A 13,534-nucleotide genomic window follows, 5' to 3' on the forward strand; every position below is an offset into this window, starting at 1 on the left:
CACTACCCGCACGCCCCCACCTCCCCGCACGCGGTACAAAAATCGCAACCGTCCTTGCGAATCACCGCATTCGCGCCGCACGAAGCGCATTTGCGTCCGAGCATCGTGTGCAGTCCTTGCGTGCCGTTGGGCTGCAGCAACGCGTCGGCGCTATCCGCGGGATTCGCACGGAGGCCGAAATCGGCGGACAGCGCCAGATCGGTTTTCATTTGCCCGCGCGGCAAACGCGCGAGCATGCGCGATGCGACCTGATTGCCCTCGGCGTCGAGAAAGCCGCGTCGATACAGGATCTGCTGGATCGCGAACGCGAGCGCGGCCACTTCAGAATCGTGCCAGCGTGGCGCACGATGACCGTCGAGCCGCTGCACGTCACCAAGCCGCACCTGGCCGCGATCCCACGACACCTTGCGCATGTCCTGCAGATTGCGCGCGACGAAGCCGCCGCGCGCGGCCAGCGACAGCGAACGCATCGTCGCAGTGATCCATTGCTGCGACTCGTCGCGCTGACCGACCGGAATGAAGAACTCGATAGGCCGCTCGATGGTGACGTCCTCGCCGCCGAGCCGCCCCGTCACCTCAATGAACGACACCGCGACATATAGCGACTTCTTGCCCGCCTGAGTCAGATACTCGACCTTCTCGATGATCGCCGGCAATTCGCCCCTGGGCCGATGATCGATCGCGATACGCAGCGGGTCCTGATCCATCTCGGCGAGCGTGTCGTCGGCCTGCGCGGACGACACGCTCAGCACCGCGCCGAGCGTGTCGTTCGGGCGATAGGTCGCAAGGCCCTTCAGCCCGCTTTTCCATGCATCGAAGTAGAGGCTTTCGAAAGCGTCGAACGGATAGTCGGCGGGCACGTTGACGGTCTTTGAGATCGACGTGTCGACGTACGGCTGCACGGCCGCCATCATGTCGAGATGGTCGCGCGCGGACATCTGCAGAGCGCTGACGAAATAGTCCGGTAGCCTGGTCACATCGCCGCCCAGCTCGCGATAAAGCCGGTACGCGTAGTCCTCGACGTCGAACGATTCGCGGCCGCCGTCGGCCATCACCTTCATGCGCGTATAAGTCCACGAAAACGCCGGCTCGATGCCGTTCGACGCGTTGTCCGCGAACGCGAGGCTCACGGTGCCGGTCGGCGCGATCGACAGCAGATGGCTGTTGCGGATGCCGTCGCGGCGGATCGCCTGCTTGATGTCGTCGGGCAGACGCGACGCGAAGGTGCCGGCTTCCAGATAGCGCGCGGCGTCGAACAGCTCGAACGCGCCGCGCTCTTTCGCAAGTTCGACCGACGCGCGATATGCTTCGTCGCGCATCAACCGCGCGATGCGCACCGCGAAATCGCGGCCTTCCTGCGAGTTGTAGCGCAGGCCCATCATCACCAGCGTATCGCCGAGGCCGGTGAAGCCGACGCCGATGCGCCGCTTCGCGCGCGATTCGGCGTATTGCTCAGGCAGCGGCCACAGCGTGACGTCGAGCACGTCGTCGAGAAAGCGCACCTGCGTGCGGGTGCGGCGCGCGAGGCCGTCCCAGTCGAACGACGGCTGGCGCCCCTGCATCTGCGCGAACGGATCGACGACGAAGCGCGTCAGATTGAGCGGCCCGAGGTTGCAGCAGCCGTAGGCGGGCAGCGGCTGCTCGCCGCACGGATTGGTCGCGCGGATCGTTTCGACCGCGCGCAGATTGTTGTCCTCGTTCATCCGCGAGATGAACACGATGCCGGGTTCGGCGACGTCGTACGTCGAGCGCATGATGCGGTCCCAGATCGCGTGCGCCGGATGTTCGCTATAGACCCACAGGCCGTCTTCGCGCTGCCGCACGTCGCCGGCCGCGCGCAGCGCCGGTGACGGCTCGGCGCGATGGACCAGTTGCCATGGCTCGTCGTTCTCGACCGCGCGCATGAATTCGTCGGTGACGCCGACCGACACGTTGAAGTTGTTCCAACGTCCCTTCGAATGCTTGGCTTCGATGAATTCGAGCAGGTCCGGATGGTTGCAGTCGAGCACCGCCATCTGCGCGCCGCGTCGCGAGCCCGCGCTTTCGACGGTGCGGCACGATGCGTCGAACACGTCCATGTAGCTGCACGGACCCGAGGCGGCCGAGCTGGTCGTGTGAACCCGCGCGCCCTTCGGCCGGATCGCGGAGAAGTTGTAGCCGACGCCGCCGCCGCGGCGCATCGTTTCGGCCGCCTGGAGCAGGGCCACGTAGATGCCCGGCAAACCCTGTTCGTCGACGCCCTGGATCGAATCGCCGACCGGCTGCACGAAGCAGTTGATCAGCGTCGCGGCGATGCCGCTGCCCGCCGCGCTCATGATGCGGCCCGCGCCGAGCGCGCCGTGGCGCATGTTGTCGACGAACTGTTCCTCGACCGACGCGCGCAACTCGGGCGGCTCGGCCTCGGCAACGCCGCGCGCGACGCGTCGATACACGTCGTCGGCGGATTGCTCATCGCCTTTCGCATACTTTTCGAGCAGCACGTCGAGCGAGAATTGCTGCGGCGGGATCAGCGAAGCGGGAGCAGCGGAGGAAGCGGGAGGCGTGGAAGCGGCGGTGGCCGCGCGGGTTTGCGGCGTGTCTTCTGCCATGATCGGCCCTCAAACGGCGTCGCGGCGGGCGCGGCGCGGTGGTGGAAGGCGCGCAGCCGACGCCGGATAGCGAGCCGGCGGTCGGGCGAGCGCAACGAATCCACCTTAACGCACGAGGCGCGGGGCGGCAACCGGGGGCGGTGCCGGCGCGGCGGCGCATCATGCGATGCCGCGCCGGCCGGGCACACTGTCGTTGAGGGCGCGTGGGCCGTAGCGAGATCGACCGCGAGGGCAACGGGTTGAAACTCGCGCTCCGGCCGCGGTACTCGGGAACGTTCCGTGCGTCAGGCCGCTTCGAGCAGCGGTTCGAGAATTTCCGCGCAGATCATCGCGGACGCATTCGACGGCGCCGGGCGCTCGGCCGGCTTGAACACCGGGTCACCGCGGCGGATCTTGCGGCGCGACACCGCGCAGGTGCCGGACGAATGCGCCGAGCGGCGGCGCCAGCGCTGCTCACCGTAGTGGCAGCGGCCCGGCTCGACCCAACGGATCACCAGCGTCGTGTCGGAGCTCTCGAGAATTTCGATGCGTACGCCATTGCTACCGTCGAGGGGGATGGACTCCAGGGTCATCATCGACTCCGTATTGTGGAGTGCCGAATTTAGTCCCGTGCGCGCCGGATAGCCATTGTGTCATCGTTGAAACACCGTTCCGGAATTAGCAATAATCACACTTGACATTTGCGACTGGCTGAAACGACGGGCGTTGCAAGCGGTTTTTATGTGCTTTTTTAATAATGCGTATTTTTGCAACGCTGTGTTGCCTGTGGCGCGACTAGGAGAGCGGCCGGGAAAAGGGCGGCAACGCTTCCTTTAAGATGTTGGGTGTCGGGCGGCAAACCGAGCCGTCAGTGTAGCGGGTTTGAATTTTTCAGGTCGGCTCGCGCGCACACCGTTCAAAAACACCAGAGTTCACATGATTCCACGCCCTCCCGCCGTACCGCCCAATTCTCCCGAAGCGTCGTCCGTCGCCGCGGAGCGCCAGAAAAAGCAGCGGGCCGCGTCGGTCGTGCTTTACATCGGGCTCGTGCTGCTCGCATTGTGGGTGGTGCGCGATTTCATCGTAGTAGTGGCGTGGGCGGCGGTCGTCGCGATTGCGCTGTGGCCGCTGCTGCACAAGGTGGCGAGCAGCCAGTGGTTCAGGGGGCGCACGACCTTGCTCGCGACCGTCTTCACGCTGGTGATCGCCGTGCTGGTGCTGCTGCCGGTCGGGCTCGGCATCGCGCAGGCGCTGCGCGAGGCGCACGAGCTGAACGACTGGTTCCGCAGCGTGCAGGAAAACGGCATTCCGCTGCCGGACTTCATCAACCGTCTGCCGTTCGGCGTGCAGCAGATCAGCTCGTGGTGGCAGGCCAATCTCGCTCAGCCGCTGCGCGGTTCGGCGGCGATGAAAGGCTTGCACAGCGAAACGGTGATGACGCTCGGCCGGCATTTCGGCGCCCGCGCCGCGCATGCGGCAATGGTGTTCGCGTTCATGCTGATCACGCTGTTCGTGATTTTTCAGGCGGGGCCGCGCCTGTCCGGTTCGTTGCTGAAGGCCGCGCGACGCGGTTTCGGCGATAGCGGCGCGGACCTCGTCGCGCACATGGGGACCGCGGTGCGCGGCACCGTGTCGGGCTTGATCGTGGTCGGCGTCGGCGAGGGCCTGTTGCTTGGCGTCGCGTATTTCGTGACCGGCGTGCCGCACGCGGCGCTGCTCGGCTTCGTCACGGCGATCGCCGCGATGCTGCCGTTCTGCGCGCCGATCGTGTTCGGTCTCGCGGCGCTGTGGCTGCTCGTGCAGGGCTCGATGGTCGCGGCGGCCGGGCTGCTGATATTCGGCGCGGTCGTCGTGTTCGTCGCCGAGCACTTCGTGCGGCCGGTGCTGATCGGCAATTCGACGCGCCTGCCGTTTCTCCTTGTGCTGTTCGGTATTCTCGGCGGCGCCGAGACGTTCGGGCTGCTGGGGATTTTCATCGGCCCCGCGTTGATGACGGTGCTGATGGTACTGTGGACCGATCTCGTGGAGTAGCGCCGGCTCAAGGCCGTTGATTCGACGGATGCTCCTGCGCCGGCGGCTTCACGCAGCCGAGCGTGTATTTGAGCGCGGCGGGCAACAGCGCGCTCCACACGTCCCACGTGTGGCCGCCGTCGATGATCCGCAGCGCAGCCGGATTGCCCGCGAGCCGCAGATGCGTGTACAGCAGTGACGCGTCGGCCTGGATGTCGAGGTCGTCGTCGCCGGATGCGATGAACATCGGCAGACGATACGGCTGGCTCATATAGCGGTCCCACTGCGCCGGATAGTTGAGCTCGTGCCAGATGCGCGGGTCGAACTGGTGCTCGCCGAACACGCCGACCCGCCGCGCCGCCGACGCGCGCGGCGGCTCGTTCGCGTAGATCGCGGGACTCAGCAGCAGCGCGCCGCAAAACATCTCGGGCTGCGTCAGCGCGTAGCGCAGCGCGCCGAAGCCGCCCATCGACACGCCGCCGATCATCCGGCCGCCGCGCTGCGTCGCGACCGCGTAGTGCGTTTCGATCTCGGGCAGCAGATCGCCGAAGAACGCGCTCTCCATCTTTTCTTTGCGGTCGACGTACCAGTCCGTGCCGCCTTGCGGCATCACGATCACAACCGGCGCGATCTCCTTGCGCTCGATCAGCGTGTCGGCGGCGCTCTGTAGATGACCTTTCGTGAGCCAGTCGTTGGCGTCGCCGTTATTGCCGTGCAGCAGGTAGAGCACCGGCAGGCGCGGACCGTGCGCGCGATAGCCTGCCGGCAGGTAGATCGTGTAGCTCCAGTCGCGGCCGAGCGCATCGGAATGGAAGCTGCGGCTCGCGACCGTGCTCGCGAACGCGGGCGCGCCGACGGCGGAGGCAAGCAGTGCGAGGGCGAAACAGAGGAATCGACGCATGTCAGGATGGCCGGCTGGCGCGGGATTCGCGCGCGGCCGTCATCCTATCAGCATTGGCGCCAGATTTGAGATGGAACGTGGCGGACAGACGGACGGCGCTTTATGCGCGCAAAGTTCTTCAGCTTGAGGTCCGCAGCCGCCCGTCGACGAACCGCCCGACGAAGCGCTTCAGCGGCTCCACGCCGAGCGCGACGGCAAGCAGCGCGCCGACCGCGGCCGCGTCGGCGAGCAGGCCGAGCGGATAGTTCAGGTAACCATCCGTCGCCGCGTAGAGCACCGAGTCGATCACCAGCGAAATCACCGCGCCGGCAATGAAGCACAGCAGCCCCTGACGGCCGATCAAGCCGACCCACGGCAGCCGCCGCGCGACCTTCTTCGCCCAGCCGAGCTCGATCAGATTGGCGACGAGCCATGCAATCGCGAGGAAGTTGCCCGCGCGCAGATAGGACAGGTTCTCCTTGAAGCTTGCGGCAAGCGGCGCATGCAGCAGCACGAGCTTGTAGTACGCGGCGCCTACGACCACCGCGAACGCCAGCACGCTGACGAGCCAGCCGGATCGATGCGCGCTGGTCCGCTGATACACCGGCTGGCAGCGTGCGAGCACGCCGAGCACGAACATTAGTTGCCACGCGAACGGGTTGAAGTCCCAGTGCATGTCGGGCGCGGCGGGCAAGTACTTGCTGATCGCCGGCGCGCCGGCCCACAGTGCGATGCTGCCGACGACCAGCAGCCATGGCTTGCTGCGCGCGAGCGGCAGGATTGCGGGCACCAGCAGCGCGAAGAACGCGTACATCGGCAGCACCGACGCGAGGTACGGCTGGCGGCGCAGCAGCACGATGTCGCGCAGCGCGGCAAGCGGCGTGTCGATCAGGTCGTCGAGATCGGTCGTGGCGAGATTCGGCCCGTCGATGCTGAATGCGGTGAGCACCGCGCTGACCAGCAGCATCAGCCCGGCGGTGACGAGAAACGCCCGATAGATCTCGAACGAGCGGCGCACGAAGCGGCCGCGCGCGATCGTCTCGTTACGCCGCTCGGCGAGCGTTGCATAGGCGGTGGCGGTCGCGAAGCCGCCGAGGAACACGAACACTTCGGCGGCATCGCACAGCGCGTACGCATGCAGCGTCACGCGCGACAGAATGCTGCCGCCGATGTGATCGACCACGATGATCAGCAGAACCAGTCCGCGGAAAAAGTCCAGCTCGATCAGGCGGGAGGAGGGCTTGTCAGGCATTGTTCGAGTCAAAAGCAGCCCCGTGCGACGGCGCGCTGATCCAGCGCGGCGGGCGTCTCACAAGGCTTTTTAATATGGAATTGGGTGCTGCGGCGGGAAGGCGATCCGGGTTGGCGTCGCCTGTGGTCCGCGTCGCCGACTTCGGCCGCCTTTTCGAGGCGGCGCGTCAGCGGGCTGTAAAGGTGACCTTCGCTGCGGCATCGAGTTCCGTTGCATGGCAGCAGAGGCACGGGATTATATTTCTTTTCATGACAATGACGCAGCGAGATCGGCAGCAGCAGCTGCCGTTTACCTGAACCGACCTTACGAAAAAAGAGGAAACAACGCGCAGTGGAGAATTAGCAACATTCCCGATACTTGGCGCATCCACTCATGGACGGCCGGACGATGTCGTGTGAGGATTTCTGGAAAGCGCAGCCATTGGAGCAGTCCTCAGAACTGCTGGGAAAATGACGAGAATAAAGAGCAAAAAGAACAAAGCGGCCGGATCGAGTTGTCCCATCACTCGAGGTGCAGGGAGATCATCATGAACAAGCAAGTGTTCGCGCTGGCTGTCTCCGTTGCTGCGTCTTCCGTTCTTGCCGTGCCTGCCGTCGCGCAGACTAGCGTCACGCTGTATGGCGTGATCGACGAAGGCATCAACTACACGAACAATGTCGGCCACGGCCATGTTTATGAACTCGCCAGCGGGCTTGCACAGGGGAGCCGCTGGGGCCTGAAGGGCTCCGAGGATCTCGGTGGTGGACTGAAGGCGATCTTCCAGCTCGAGAATGGTTTCGATCTGAATTCCGGCCGGCTCGGGCAGGGCGGCCGCCTGTTCGGCCGTCAGGCTTTCGTCGGACTCAGTTCACAGGCGTACGGCACGCTAACGTTTGGCCGACAATATGATTCCGTCGTCGATTACCTGGCGCAGACCACGGCCGACGGCAATTGGGGCGGCGAGCTGTTCTCGCATCCGTTCGACAACGACAACACCGACAACACGTTTCGCCTGAACAACACCGTCAAGTACGCGAGCCCGTCGATCTCGGGCTTCCAGTTCGGCGGCACCTACAGCTTCAGCAACGACACGGGCTTCGCCAACAATCGCGCGTACAGCTTCGGCGGCCAGTACGCGTATGGCGGGCTGCTGGTCGCGGCGGCATATCTGCAGGCCGACAATCCGGGCGGCAGCGCGAACGGCGCGGTCGCCACCAACGACGCGGGCTTCGTCGCGACGCGCATGCGCGTGTTCGGCGGCGGCATCACCTATACGTTCGGACCGGCGACGGCGGGTTTCGTCTACAGCAACTCGAACTATCTGGAGCCGACCGCAAACGGCTATCTCGGCATCGAGCCGCCGGTGCCGCTCGTGCCCGTCACGCCGCCGGGCGTGCTGCTGAACTCGCTCAAGTATCAGAACTTCGAGATCAACGGCAAGTATCAGATTTCGCCGGTGCTGTTCGTCGGCGCGCAGTACGTGTACACGATGGAAACCTACGACGCATCGAACGGCGGCGTGAAGCCGCGCATCCATACGTTCGGGCTGATGGCCGACTACAACCTGTCCAAGCGCACCGACCTCTATCTGCAGGGCGCGTATCAACAGGTCGCCGGCGATTCCACACTGTCGGTCCTCGACTTCGCATTCATCCCCGGCACGCAGTCGCCGTCGTCGACGTCGAAACAGGTCGTCGTGCGCGCGGCGATCCGGCATAAGTTCTAGTTCGCTGCTGTCAAACGCGGATCGGCCAGCCTTCGGATTTCGAAGGCTGGCTTTTTTGCGCCCTCCGGCGCGCCGCATGACTATTCAAGTTCCCCTCGCGTCTGCCGATAAGTCGAATGTCAACGAGTCTGAACGTGCCGCGCTGAAGCGGCGACGTGTGCGTCGTTGATGTGCCCAAACACGTGCCGTAGTAACGCGGAAATACGGCTCGTAACGTCTGTATCAGAGTGTGTGGCGCGGGACGTTTTTATCAAACGGCACTTTAGAATTCCGCGAGAAATTTGATCGGCAAGCAGGCACGGAATGAGCGCCGTACGAGGCAGCTTCGCCGTGTCGCCGGGAAGGCCGCGCGGCCAAAGATCGCGCGCCTTGTCAGCGGCATCGGCGTATCCGGCTTGCGCATCTATACAGCAGGAGTCGGACAGAATGAGAAAGCGTTTCGACAGAACGATCTTGGCCGGTCTCGCCGGCGCATGGGTCGCGCTGGCCGTCAGCGGTTGCGCAAACGTCGGGCAGCCGAATGCGCAGAACAATGTTGCAAACAGCACCAACGCAGCGTCCGGCGTGCTGGCGGCGAATGCGACGGGAACAACGTCTGGCGATGCGGCGGCAGACGCGCCGCTGTCGATCGACGCCAGCGATAACGCGCAACTGAAAAAGTCGCCGCCGCTCGTGTATCGGGTCAGGCGCGGCGACACGCTCGCGCGGGTCGCGCAGCGTCACCACATCAGCGTCAAGCAGTTGCAGGCATGGAACGCTCTGAAGGCATCGGCGCGGCTGAAGCCGGGGCAGGTGCTGCACGTCGCGTCGCCGGAGACGGTGCGCGCGGTCAAGGCGGCCAATGCGGCCAATGCGGCGGCCGCCGCGAAGGCGGTGGCGCGACCCGCGGCGCCGGGTGATTCACAAGCGACAGCGCCAACCTCGGCACAAGCTTCGACGCAGTCCGCAGCACCCGCTCCGGATGCCGCGGAAGTCCGCCAGGTCACGCGGGAAACCCGCCGGCATGCGAGCAGCGTGACGCTCGCGTGGCCTGCCGCGGGCAGCGTCGTCGAAGCGTTTCAGCCGGGCGAAACACGCGGCATCGAGATCGGCGGCAAAGCGGGCGATCCGGTGCGAGCCGCCGCCGACGGCAAGGTGATGTACGCGGGCACCGGACTGAACAGCTACGGCAGCCTGATCATCGTTGAACACAACAAGGATTTTCTGACCGCGTATTCGCACAACCGCAAACTGCTGGTCAAGATGGGCGACATCGTCCGCAAGGGTCAGCAGATCGCGGAGATGGGCGACGAGAACAATTCGCGTGTGTCGGTCGGGTTCGAAGTGCGGCACGACGGCAAGCCGGTCGATCCGCTGCGTTATCTGCCGCAGGGGCGCAGTTGAGCTTCGGCGTTCCCGCAAAAGCTCACCTTGAATTTATTCAGCTAACCCAGGCAATCTGATCGGCCGTGCCTTCCAGGCGGTCGAGAAATCGTTGCGAAAGTACCTTCACGCCAGAGCATTTCGCTCAATTCACGCAAAAGTACCAACCATCGACGGATGCCGCATCGACGCGAGGCCGCTTGTCAACGGTGAGGAAATGCGGGAGCCGGCAAGCAGCGCACGCGCCGCCGCCGTGCTCCGTGCGAATCGCCGTTACGTCGTTTGCACGCCGCGCAGCAAACGCGCTACCTCGCCGTGGTAATGCAGGATCGCCGGATCGGCCTGCAACAGCGGCAGATAACGCGGCAGGAAGTGGTTGTTCGGTTGATCGGGCGAGAACAGTCCGATCACGGCCTCGGCGGTTGCGAGGCGGTCGCCGGCCTCGGCTTCCGCGTCGTCGAGAATCTCATCGACGCTCGCGATCACCGTCGATAGCGGCGTCAGCCAGCGAAACCCCGAACCGTTGATCAGCACCTGCAGGAATGCCGCCGGCGTCACCGGGCCGAACTCCTTTTCGTATGCGGCGCGTTCGTGATCGAGAATCGCCTTGTGCAGCGCAAGCAATGGTCGGCGAACATCCGTGAGGAATTGAATGCATTGCGGGTCGTTCATCGGCGGCTCCAGCGGCTGAGGTGACACGACGGAATCGCGCGTCGCAACACCACTCGGTGCGATGCAGCGGGTCGCGCGATCACGCTGACGGATCAATCCATCGATGGTAACGCATCGCCCCAGCCGGCACATGCGATCCACCCCGCATAGCATGCGACGTGCCGTCTGGCACCGCCAAAGCGCAGTTCTTTCGACACGACTACAATCGGCCGGTTTTCTGTCGACACCCGCTCGATCACAGGCCGCTTTTCATCGCGGATTAGCGCGACATGCCGAACAAAACGGCGCATGTTCGCGGTCTGGTGCGGTGTCGCGATCTAAACCGCGTGACCACAACAACATCCCCACCGGAGCCGCTCATGACAACGCTCAATATCAACGGCGAAACCCATACCGTCGATGCCCCGCCCGACATGCCCCTGCTGTGGGTCCTGCGTGATCTCGTCGGGCTGACCGGCACCAAGTTCGGCTGCGGCATCGCGCAATGCGGCGCATGCACCGTGCATCTCGATGGCGTCGCGGTGCGTTCGTGCGTGTTCCCGGCGGCGGCGGTCGGCGACCGGAAGATCGTGACGATCGAAGCGGTCGGCGCGACGCCCGCGGGTCAGAAAGTGCAGCAGGCCTGGCGTGAACTCGACGTCGTGCAGTGCGGCTACTGTCAGTCGGGGCAGGTGATGTCGGCGGCGTCGCTGCTCGCGCGCAATCCCAATCCGAGCGACGCCGACATCGACGCCGCGATGGCGGGCAACATCTGCCGCTGCGGCACCTATCACCGCGTGCGCGCGGCGATTAAGCAAGCCGCGAAGGGGGCCTGACATGTCCCAGGGATTGCTCGATGCACAGAACGGCGCACAGCCGACCGGCACCGCCACGCGGCATGCACGCGGCATCTCGCGGCGCACGTTCCTCAAATTCGGTGTGACGGTCGGCGCCGCGGCCGGCGGCGGTCTGCTGCTCGGCTTCAGCATGCCGGCCGCGAGCCAGGATCAGAAGGCGGGCAAGAGCGTGATCGGCGGCGATGCGAACGAGGCGCCGCAAAGCGGCGTGTTCGCGCCGAACGCGTTCATCCAGATCGACACCGCCGGCAAGGTCACGCTGGTGATACCGAAGGTCGAGATGGGTCAGGGCGTCTATACGTCGATTCCGATGCTGATCGCCGAGGAACTCGAAGTGCCGCTCGACTCGGTCACGCTCGATCACGCGCCGCCCAACGAAAAGCTCTTCATGGACCCGCTGCTCGGCGGCCAGTTGACCGGCGGCTCGACGTCGATCCGCTTCGCGTGGGAGCCGATGCGCCGCGCTGGCGCGACCGCGCGCGTGATGCTGATCAACGCGGCCGCGCAGCAGTGGCAGGTCGATCCGGCCAGTTGCCATGCGCAAGGCGGGCAGGTGATCCACGCGGCCAGCAATCGCAGCGCGAGCTATGGTCAGCTCGCGCAGGCCGCCTCGGCGCTGCCCGCGCCGCAGAACGTGCCGTTGAAAGACCCGAAGGATTTCAAGCTGATCGGCAAGCCGGCGAAGCGTCTCGATTCGCCGGAGAAAGTCGACGGCACCGCGCAGTTCGGCCTCGACGTGCGCTTGCCCGGCATGGTCTACGCGGCGATCGCGAACTGCCCGGTGTTCGGCGGCACGCTCGCGAGTGTCGACGCTACGCATGCGAAGCAGATCCCCGGCGTGCGCGAAGTGATCAAGCTCGACAACGCGGTGGCGGTGATCGGCGACCACACGTGGGCCGCGAAGCGCGGTTTGCAGGCGCTCGATATCAAGTGGAACGAAGGCGCGGGCGCGCAGTTATCGATGAAGCGCATCGTCGACGATCTCGCGGCGGCCTCGCAACACGGCGGCGCGGTAGCGCGCAAGGACGGCGACGTCGGCCGCGCGTTCGGCGATGCGAAGTCGCGCGTCGACGCGGTCTACCAGCAGCCGTTCCTCGCGCACGCGACGATGGAGCCGGTCAACGCCACGGTCCACGTGCGCGGCGACGCGTGCGAAATCTGGCTCGGCTCGCAGGTGCCGACGCGCGTCGTCGATGCGGCGGCCGCGGTCACGGGCTTGCCTGCCGACAAGATCATCGTGCACAACCATCTGCTCGGCGGCGGCTTCGGGCGGCGGCTCGAAACCGACATGGTCACGCAGGCCGTGAAGGTCGGCAAACAGGTGTCGACGCCGGTCAAGGTGCTGTGGACGCGCGAGGAAGACATCCAGCACGACATGTACCGGCCGTACTACTACGACACGATCTCGGCCGGGCTCGACGCGAATGGCAAACCGATCGCGTGGCAGCATCGCATTGCCGGTTCGTCGATCATGGCGCGCTTTGCGCCACCCGCGTTCAAGAACGGACTCGATCCCGACGCGGTGGAAGTCGCCGCCGATCTGCCGTACGACCTGCCGAACCAGCTGGTCGACTACGTGCGCGTGGAACCGCACGCGGTGCCCACCGCGTTCTGGCGCGGTGTCGGCCCGACGCGCGGCACGTTCGTCGTCGAGAGCTTCATCGACGAACTCGCCGCGCACGCGAAGATCGATCCGGTGCAGTACCGGCGCAATCTGCTCGGCAAATCGCCGCGCGCGCTGAACGTGCTGAACGTGGCCGCGCAGGCCGGCAACTGGGGCAGCGCGCTGCCGAAGGGGCAAGGGCGCGGCGTCTCGGTGATGCACGCGTTCGGCAGCTTCTTCGCGATCGTCGTCGAGGTCGCGGTCGAACAGGGCGAGGTCACGGTCAAGCGCGTGAACTGCGCGGTCGATTGCGGGATGTACGTCAATCCGAACACGATCGAGGCGCAGGTGCAGGGCGGCATCATCTTCGGCATCACGGCCGCGCTGTACAGCGAGATCACGATCAAGGACGGCCGCGTCGAGCAGAACAACTTCACCGACTACCGGATATTGCGCATCAACGAAACGCCGCCGATCGACGTGCATCTCGTGAAGAGCGGCGAGGCGCCCGGCGGCATCGGCGAACCCGGCACCGCGGCGCTCGCGCCCGCGCTGACCAATGCGATCTATGCGGCCACCGGCACGCGGCTGCGGCAACTGCCGGTGGGCCGTCAACTGCACAGCGCGTGACGCGCAAGGAGCCCGAC

At 65.4% G+C, this 13,534-nt stretch carries 10 protein-coding genes; 5 read left to right on the plus strand and 5 right to left on the minus strand.

Features of this window, described 5'->3' with window-relative positions; translation table 11 throughout:
• Positions 1 to 2: 2 nt before the first annotated feature.
• Positions 3 to 2,588, minus strand: a complete 2,586-nt coding sequence (locus QFZ94_RS14245; protein ID WP_429457618.1) for an adenosylcobalamin-dependent ribonucleoside-diphosphate reductase — start codon at positions 2,586 to 2,588, stop codon at positions 3 to 5.
• A 284-nt stretch (positions 2,589 to 2,872) separates the two neighbouring features.
• Positions 2,873 to 3,160, minus strand: coding sequence for a DUF3331 domain-containing protein (locus tag QFZ94_RS14250; protein WP_013091570.1), 288 nt, complete (start codon positions 3,158 to 3,160; stop codon positions 2,873 to 2,875).
• A gap of 343 nt (positions 3,161 to 3,503) precedes the next feature.
• Here QFZ94_RS14250 and QFZ94_RS14255 point away from each other — a divergent pair, with 343 nt between their 5' ends.
• A complete protein-coding gene (locus tag QFZ94_RS14255) occupies positions 3,504 to 4,598 on the plus strand; it encodes an AI-2E family transporter (RefSeq protein ID WP_368585368.1) in 1,095 nt (364 codons plus the stop codon).
• A gap of 7 nt (positions 4,599 to 4,605) precedes the next feature.
• Here the strand turns inward: QFZ94_RS14255 and QFZ94_RS14260 are convergent, their stop codons facing one another.
• Together QFZ94_RS14260 and QFZ94_RS14265 are read right to left on the minus strand one after the other, a co-directional pair.
• Positions 4,606 to 5,478: an alpha/beta hydrolase gene (locus QFZ94_RS14260; protein ID WP_429457620.1), complete on the minus strand. Its 873-nt coding sequence runs from the start codon at positions 5,476 to 5,478 to the stop codon at positions 4,606 to 4,608.
• Between the two features lie 118 nt (positions 5,479 to 5,596).
• A complete protein-coding gene (locus tag QFZ94_RS14265; protein ID WP_429457622.1) occupies positions 5,597 to 6,709 on the minus strand; it encodes an OpgC domain-containing protein in 1,113 nt (370 codons plus the stop codon).
• 526 nt (positions 6,710 to 7,235) lie between these two features.
• Between QFZ94_RS14265 and QFZ94_RS14270 the strand changes: the two genes are divergently transcribed.
• Both QFZ94_RS14270 and QFZ94_RS14275 read left to right on the plus strand, forming a co-directional pair.
• On the plus strand, positions 7,236 to 8,414 hold the full coding sequence (locus QFZ94_RS14270) for a porin (RefSeq protein WP_429457624.1): 1,179 nt from the start codon (positions 7,236 to 7,238) through the stop codon (positions 8,412 to 8,414).
• A gap of 426 nt (positions 8,415 to 8,840) precedes the next feature.
• A complete protein-coding gene (locus QFZ94_RS14275; protein WP_429457626.1) occupies positions 8,841 to 9,797 on the plus strand; it encodes a peptidoglycan DD-metalloendopeptidase family protein in 957 nt (318 codons plus the stop codon).
• A 252-nt stretch (positions 9,798 to 10,049) separates the two neighbouring features.
• Here the strand turns inward: QFZ94_RS14275 and QFZ94_RS14280 are convergent, their stop codons facing one another.
• Positions 10,050 to 10,448 (minus strand): hypothetical protein, encoded by a 399-nt coding sequence (locus QFZ94_RS14280; RefSeq protein ID WP_368586836.1) that lies wholly within the window; start codon positions 10,446 to 10,448, stop codon positions 10,050 to 10,052.
• A 359-nt stretch (positions 10,449 to 10,807) separates the two neighbouring features.
• Here QFZ94_RS14280 and QFZ94_RS14285 point away from each other — a divergent pair, with 359 nt between their 5' ends.
• Both QFZ94_RS14285 and QFZ94_RS14290 read left to right on the plus strand, forming a co-directional pair.
• Entirely contained in the window at positions 10,808 to 11,263 is a 456-nt protein-coding gene (locus tag QFZ94_RS14285) for a (2Fe-2S)-binding protein (RefSeq protein ID WP_368586837.1), read from the plus strand.
• Between the two features lies 1 nt (position 11,264).
• The gene (locus QFZ94_RS14290; protein WP_429457629.1) at positions 11,265 to 13,517 is read left to right on the plus strand and encodes a molybdopterin cofactor-binding domain-containing protein; all 2,253 of its coding nucleotides are present in this window, start codon (positions 11,265 to 11,267) and stop codon (positions 13,515 to 13,517) included.
• Positions 13,518 to 13,534: the final 17 nt, after the last annotated feature.

The organism is Paraburkholderia sp. JPY465 (assembly GCF_050436725.1).
GTDB classification, from domain to species: Bacteria; Pseudomonadota; Gammaproteobacteria; order Burkholderiales; family Burkholderiaceae; genus Paraburkholderia; species Paraburkholderia youngii.

Excerpts from the sequence above, each read along its gene's own strand:
- QFZ94_RS14285 (WP_368586837.1), top strand. The coding sequence starts at position 10,808 with ATGACAACGCTCAATATCAACGGCGAAACCCATACCGTCGATGCCCCG.
- QFZ94_RS14245 (WP_429457618.1), bottom strand. The coding sequence starts at position 2,588 with ATGGCAGAAGACACGCCGCAAACCCGCGCGGCCACCGCCGCTTCCACG.
- QFZ94_RS14270 (WP_429457624.1), top strand. The coding sequence starts at position 7,236 with ATGAACAAGCAAGTGTTCGCGCTGGCTGTCTCCGTTGCTGCGTCTTCC.
- QFZ94_RS14260 (WP_429457620.1), bottom strand. The coding sequence starts at position 5,478 with ATGCGTCGATTCCTCTGTTTCGCCCTCGCACTGCTTGCCTCCGCCGTC.
- QFZ94_RS14275 (WP_429457626.1), top strand. The coding sequence starts at position 8,841 with ATGAGAAAGCGTTTCGACAGAACGATCTTGGCCGGTCTCGCCGGCGCA.
- QFZ94_RS14250 (WP_013091570.1), bottom strand. The coding sequence starts at position 3,160 with ATGACCCTGGAGTCCATCCCCCTCGACGGTAGCAATGGCGTACGCATC.
- QFZ94_RS14255 (WP_368585368.1), top strand. The coding sequence starts at position 3,504 with ATGATTCCACGCCCTCCCGCCGTACCGCCCAATTCTCCCGAAGCGTCG.
- QFZ94_RS14290 (WP_429457629.1), top strand. The coding sequence starts at position 11,265 with ATGTCCCAGGGATTGCTCGATGCACAGAACGGCGCACAGCCGACCGGC.
- QFZ94_RS14280 (WP_368586836.1), bottom strand. The coding sequence starts at position 10,448 with ATGAACGACCCGCAATGCATTCAATTCCTCACGGATGTTCGCCGACCA.
- QFZ94_RS14265 (WP_429457622.1), bottom strand. The coding sequence starts at position 6,709 with ATGCCTGACAAGCCCTCCTCCCGCCTGATCGAGCTGGACTTTTTCCGC.